The organism is Acaryochloris sp. IP29b_bin.137 (genome assembly GCF_028285745.1).
Taxonomy (GTDB): domain Bacteria; phylum Cyanobacteriota; class Cyanobacteriia; order Thermosynechococcales; family Thermosynechococcaceae; genus Acaryochloris.
In genome coordinates, this window is record NZ_JANQOP010000113.1 from 1 (window position 1) to 4,607 (window position 4,607).

General features: G+C 47.4%; 7 protein-coding genes and 1 other RNA gene. 3 read left to right on the top strand and 5 right to left on the bottom strand.

All coding sequences use genetic code 11. From position 1 onward, the window contains the following. A partial coding sequence (locus Q0991_RS08655; RefSeq protein ID WP_299487442.1) for an ATP-binding cassette domain-containing protein occupies positions 1 to 365 on the top strand: 365 nt, incomplete at its 5' end. Here Q0991_RS08655 and Q0991_RS08660 read toward each other — a convergent pair. The 5 genes from Q0991_RS08660 to Q0991_RS08680 all read right to left on the bottom strand — a co-directional run bounded on the left by Q0991_RS08660 (position 358) and on the right by Q0991_RS08680 (position 4,119). Beyond that, positions 358 to 1,038, bottom strand: coding sequence for a histidine phosphatase family protein (locus Q0991_RS08660; protein WP_299487443.1), 681 nt, complete (start codon positions 1,036 to 1,038; stop codon positions 358 to 360). The two genes, Q0991_RS08655 and Q0991_RS08660, sit on opposite strands and share 8 nt — an antisense overlap. A 10-nt stretch (positions 1,039 to 1,048) precedes the next feature. Further along, a complete protein-coding gene (gene aroC / locus Q0991_RS08665) occupies positions 1,049 to 2,143 on the bottom strand; it encodes a chorismate synthase (RefSeq protein WP_299487444.1) in 1,095 nt (364 codons plus the stop codon). A gap of 148 nt (positions 2,144 to 2,291) precedes the next feature. Further along, positions 2,292 to 2,429: a hypothetical protein gene (locus tag Q0991_RS08670; protein WP_299487445.1), complete on the bottom strand. Its 138-nt coding sequence runs from the start codon at positions 2,427 to 2,429 to the stop codon at positions 2,292 to 2,294. A gap of 217 nt (positions 2,430 to 2,646) precedes the next feature. Then, positions 2,647 to 3,747, bottom strand: coding sequence for a heat-inducible transcriptional repressor HrcA (gene hrcA, locus Q0991_RS08675; protein WP_299487447.1), 1,101 nt, complete (start codon positions 3,745 to 3,747; stop codon positions 2,647 to 2,649). A 15-nt stretch (positions 3,748 to 3,762) separates the two neighbouring features. Then, positions 3,763 to 4,119, bottom strand: a complete 357-nt coding sequence (locus Q0991_RS08680) for a rhodanese-like domain-containing protein (RefSeq protein ID WP_299487450.1) — start codon at positions 4,117 to 4,119, stop codon at positions 3,763 to 3,765. 121 nt (positions 4,120 to 4,240) lie between these two features. Between Q0991_RS08680 and Q0991_RS08685 the strand changes: the two genes are divergently transcribed. Continuing rightward, the gene (locus Q0991_RS08685) at positions 4,241 to 4,477 is read left to right on the top strand and encodes a type II toxin-antitoxin system HicB family antitoxin (protein ID WP_366524926.1); all 237 of its coding nucleotides are present in this window, start codon (positions 4,241 to 4,243) and stop codon (positions 4,475 to 4,477) included. A 39-nt stretch (positions 4,478 to 4,516) separates the two neighbouring features. After that, positions 4,517 to 4,607: a transfer-messenger RNA gene (ssrA, locus tag Q0991_RS08690) on the top strand; the annotation flags it as partial.

The following is a 4,607-nucleotide window of genomic DNA, read 5'->3' on the forward strand; positions in this document are numbered from 1 at the left end:
TTGCTTACGCAAAACAGGTCATCAGTTCGAAAATTTTTGGGATGCGGTGGATCATGCCTTCAGAAAAGTGTCCTAACCCAATCTTTGATTGCTATATCAATTACTATCCGGCCAATTTATCGGGGGGACAAAAACAAAGAGTCGCCATTGCTCGTGCCCTCGTTAGCTACCCCAAACTGGTCCTCGCCGATGAACCCACTGCTGCCCTCGATAGCAAAACAGGTCGGGATGCAGTTGAAATTATGCGGAAACTGGCTCAAGAAGAAGGTTGTACGGTGATGTTGGTAACGCACGACAACCGCATTCTAGATATGGCCGATCGCATCCTCCAAATGGAAGATGGCCAGCTATTGCCCACTAACTGAATATTTGCCGGGTTGAATGTTCTGTAGGGGCGTGAGGATGTTCATTAAATCGACGGATTCGACATAACTGTGGATTTTGCGCGGACTGAGATGAATAATGCAGATCCACTTCAAATTCAAACAAAGCTGTATTGCCGATACTCATCCCCCAAACGTTGGGCGTATCGAGAATCGCTGCGATCAGGTATTGCAAAATACCTCCATGGGTCATCACCCAAACTCGATCAGAATGGTGGTGGGTGTGATAGAGGGTGTGGATGAAACTGCGGGTGCGATCACAACAGTCAGACAGGGTCTCCCCCCCTGGCAGCGGAATTAAATCTTGACAGCTCATCAACTGTTGGCATAAATCGGGATACTGTTCTTGGGCTTCTTGCCAAGTCAGCCCTTGGAAAATGCCATTGTGAATTTCAAGCAGCGCATCACTGATCTGAATAGGGGGGAAATCTCCTGCATCAGGGAAACAAGCCATCAGTCTCTCCAAAGTTGCAACAGCCCGTTTTAGCGGACTGCTGTAGAGATGCGTTGGTGCAGCAAAATGGGGCACCAAAAACTGTCCTAATCGCTGGGCTTGAAGGACACCATGGGAAGATAACGACTCATCCGACTGCCCCAGCATCCGCTGCTGGGCATTTCCCCGGGCTTCGGCATGACGCATCAGCAGCAATCGCATATTCCACAGATTACTCCGTCAACAATTGACATTGAGCATGATTTCTGAGCAAATGATCACACAACACTAGGGCAACCATGGCTTCGACCATGGGTACCGCTCTGGGAAGAACGCAGGGATCATGGCGTCCTTTTGCTGCTAGTGTTGTTGCTTCACCTGCCTGGTTGACCGTCTTTTGGGCCTTGCCAATGGTGGCGGTGGGTTTAAACGCCGCCCGCAGCACAATATTTTCACCATTAGAGATCCCACCCTGAACCCCCCCAGAACGGTTGGTAACGGTACGGATGCGACCTTGGTCATCTGTATAAAATTCGTCGTTATGCTCCAGCCCCGTTAATAACGTGCCCGCAAAGCCTGAGCCAATCTCAAAGCCCTTACAGGCTGGGAGAGACATAACGGCCTTAGCAAGTTCGGCTTCGAGTTTATCGAAAACGGGCATCCCCAGACCTTTAGGAACTTGGCGAGCCACACACTCAACCACACCGCCAATGGAATTGGCATCTCGACGGGTTTGATCAATTAACTCAATCATGCGCTCGGCGGCTTCTGAATTAGGACAGCGCACCATATTCGCTTCTACTTGGTCCAGCGTTACTTGGTTAGGATCAATCTCTGCTTCCAAATCTTTGATCCGCTTAACGTAACCAATCACCTCTACCCCCGCAGCCTGCTGCAGAATTTTCTTAGCGATGGCTCCCGCTGCGACCCGACCGATGGTTTCTCGGGCAGAAGACCGTCCGCCTCCCTGCCAATTACGGATACCGTATTTTGCATCATAGGTTGCATCGGCATGGGAAGGGCGATAAACCTGGGCCATTTCGCTATAGTCTTGAGGGCGAGTATCTTTATTACGGACCAGAATCGTAATAGGTGTCCCTAAGGTTTGCCCTTGAAATAGGCCGGATACGATTTCACAGGTATCCGTCTCTTTTCGTGGGGTTGTAATTCGGCTTTGGCCGGGTCGACGTCGGTCCAACTCAAATTGAATCTCTTGCTCTGAAAGATCAATTTGCGGCGGACAACCGTCAATAACGACCCCGACCCCACCCCCGTGGGATTCACCAAAGGTTGTGATGCGGAACAAATGTCCAAAGGTATTTCCCATGCTCAATGCTCTGACTGCGATAGATGTAGACTCGATAAACGGTCTCTCCCCACTATCTCATTCTGTCATCCCTGAATAAATGTTCAAAAAAATAGAGAGGGATGATTTCCCTCTCCTCAAGAGCGTTGGTTATGGCTGCAATAAAAGGTTAACGATGTTGAGCGGCCTGTGTCCGCTGCTGGATTTGAGCAATAGCAGTATCAACCTGCTGGGGGGTATAGCAGGTCAATTCAGTTAACCACTGCTTAATCAAATCTTGTGATGGGTTACTTGAATTAACTGACATCTCACTAGCACTAAGCATTGACTTTATCCTCAACCTTTAATCCAACAATAGAAGCAACCGTCTCTTGAATCCAAATATTAATCCCAATACATGCCAATATAGCCAAGGTCTAGTCAGAATAAACAGGCAGAAAAAGTCAGAAAGATGAGCCAAAAAAGTCAGGTACAGCATCTGACTTCCCGACTCAAAAGTCATATTTTGCTAGAAAATAAAAAAATTAAGCGGTTTGCGTCAAGCAAGTAGATAGATAATCCGCTGTAACGGTCACCAGGGCAATGATTTTTTCATACGCCATTCGCGTGGGTCCCAAGATTCCCACACTCCCAACAGGGGTGTGCCCTTTTTGGTAGGTGGAAGAAATGAGCGTATAGGCCCGAATAGATTCCAAGGAATTCTCCGTGCCGATCCGAATATTCACCTTCTGATGCTGAGAGGTCAATGTAGTCTTCTGGTTCAAATCAGTGGCTATTTCATCGATCAGGGGTCTTAAAAGGTCTTGACCATCTTCCAATAAATGAATCAGGGTCTGGGCTTGCTGAAGTTCCGAAAACTCAGGTTGCCGGAGAACCTCTGCCAGCCCCCCGACTAAAATATTGTTTGGACTGAGGGTTTCACATCGCTGCATCAGATCCGATAGCAGTATCTTTAGGAAATCGGTGTATTTTTGAAATTCTCGATCCAGCTCGTACTGATCGAGGGCCACTAAGTCTTGGAGGGAACTCCCAACAAAATGATGATTGAGGAAGTTAGACAGAATTTTTAATTCTTGCTCAATGTTGTCTGGCTCGGTTGTGTCCCAGTCAGTGCGAGGCAACTCCATCACAACGGACTGCGTTTCATAGGCATCCGTGACCAAAATGAGCATCACCCGATGAGGCGCAACTTGAACTAAATGGAGATGGCGGACGGTAGAGGTTGTTGCTTGAGGCAAGGTAATCAGGGCAACACAACCACTTAATGTAGCCAGAATTTGAGCAGCGTCGCGCAGCAGAACCTCAAGAATCCAGCTTTCAGTCCGCAATTTTTGATGCAAGGCTTGCTCGATTTGCTGAACGAATGTTGCTGAAGGCATCATTAGCTCATCAACATAATGACGATAGCCAAAATCTGAAGGAACTCGCCCGGCTGAGGTATGGGGCTGAAAGAGTAAGCCAGCTTGTTCTAGCACACCCATGACATTGCGGATCGTGGCTGGACTGATGCTAAGGGAATATTCTCGGGCCAAAGCCTTAGAACCCACTGGCTCAGCAGTGGCAACATAATGATCAACGGTTGCCCGTAAGACTTGTTGTTGTCGTGTAGTAAGGCTGAGCTCCATAGGACGCGATCGCAATCAATAACGCGGAATACTAGAGTCTATCTTGAGAGAATAGGCATCAATCCCACCACTTATATTCTTGACATTGGTAAATCCATTTTGACTTAACCATTGACAAACTTGGGCAGAACGCATGCCATGGTGGCACATCACCCAAGTTTCTTGATGAATATCAAGCTGTTCAGTAATGGATCCAGACCACTCGGCAAACTGACTGAGGGGGATGTTCTGGAACTCGGTTAAACGAGCAATTGCTAATTCTTGTGGTTCTCTGACATCCAGTAATTGAACCGGAATCGGTCCACGCTGCAGAGCATCGGCTAGAGTCTCAACGTCAATTTCGGGAATACTATATAAATCTTGTGAGGACATCATTACATTGCGCAGATTAACTTTTCTATCAAGATTTGTTACTAGTATTAGTGATATTCACAATTTATTCATTTCTGTATGACCTATTCTGTCATACGCACAGCAGAACGTGGAATCCATATTGACAAACTATATTCGAGCGGTAATGTCACGTGCGACCTATACGGTCCTGACCGATGGCTCAACCTACGGTGAAATTCCTGAATTTGAGAATGTTAGTGCTCGGGCAGACACCCTAGAGCAATGTCGACATGATCTGGTGGAATCCCTAGAAGAATGGATTTTCTCCCGAGTGACTCGTCAATTGCCAGTGCCAGTCATTGACGGTATTCAGCTTCCAGGTAAGGAAATGATGTAATCCGCTTTCACGAAAGACTATAATTGGGTTAAGTAACCTGGGGCTGTAACGGTTTCGACGTTTTAGCAAACGTAGCCTCATGATTCAGGCCGAGAGTGAGTCGTCTCTCGCAAATAAAAGGCTCAAAACA

Coding starts and splice junctions, on each gene's coding strand:
- Q0991_RS08660 (WP_299487443.1), bottom strand. CDS start 1,038: ATGCGATTGCTGCTGATGCGTCATGCCGAAGCCCGGGGAAATGCCCAG.
- aroC (WP_299487444.1), bottom strand. CDS start 2,143: ATGGGAAATACCTTTGGACATTTGTTCCGCATCACAACCTTTGGTGAA.
- Q0991_RS08670 (WP_299487445.1), bottom strand. CDS start 2,429: ATGTCAGTTAATTCAAGTAACCCATCACAAGATTTGATTAAGCAGTGG.
- hrcA (WP_299487447.1), bottom strand. CDS start 3,747: ATGGAGCTCAGCCTTACTACACGACAACAACAAGTCTTACGGGCAACC.
- Q0991_RS08680 (WP_299487450.1), bottom strand. CDS start 4,119: ATGTCCTCACAAGATTTATATAGTATTCCCGAAATTGACGTTGAGACT.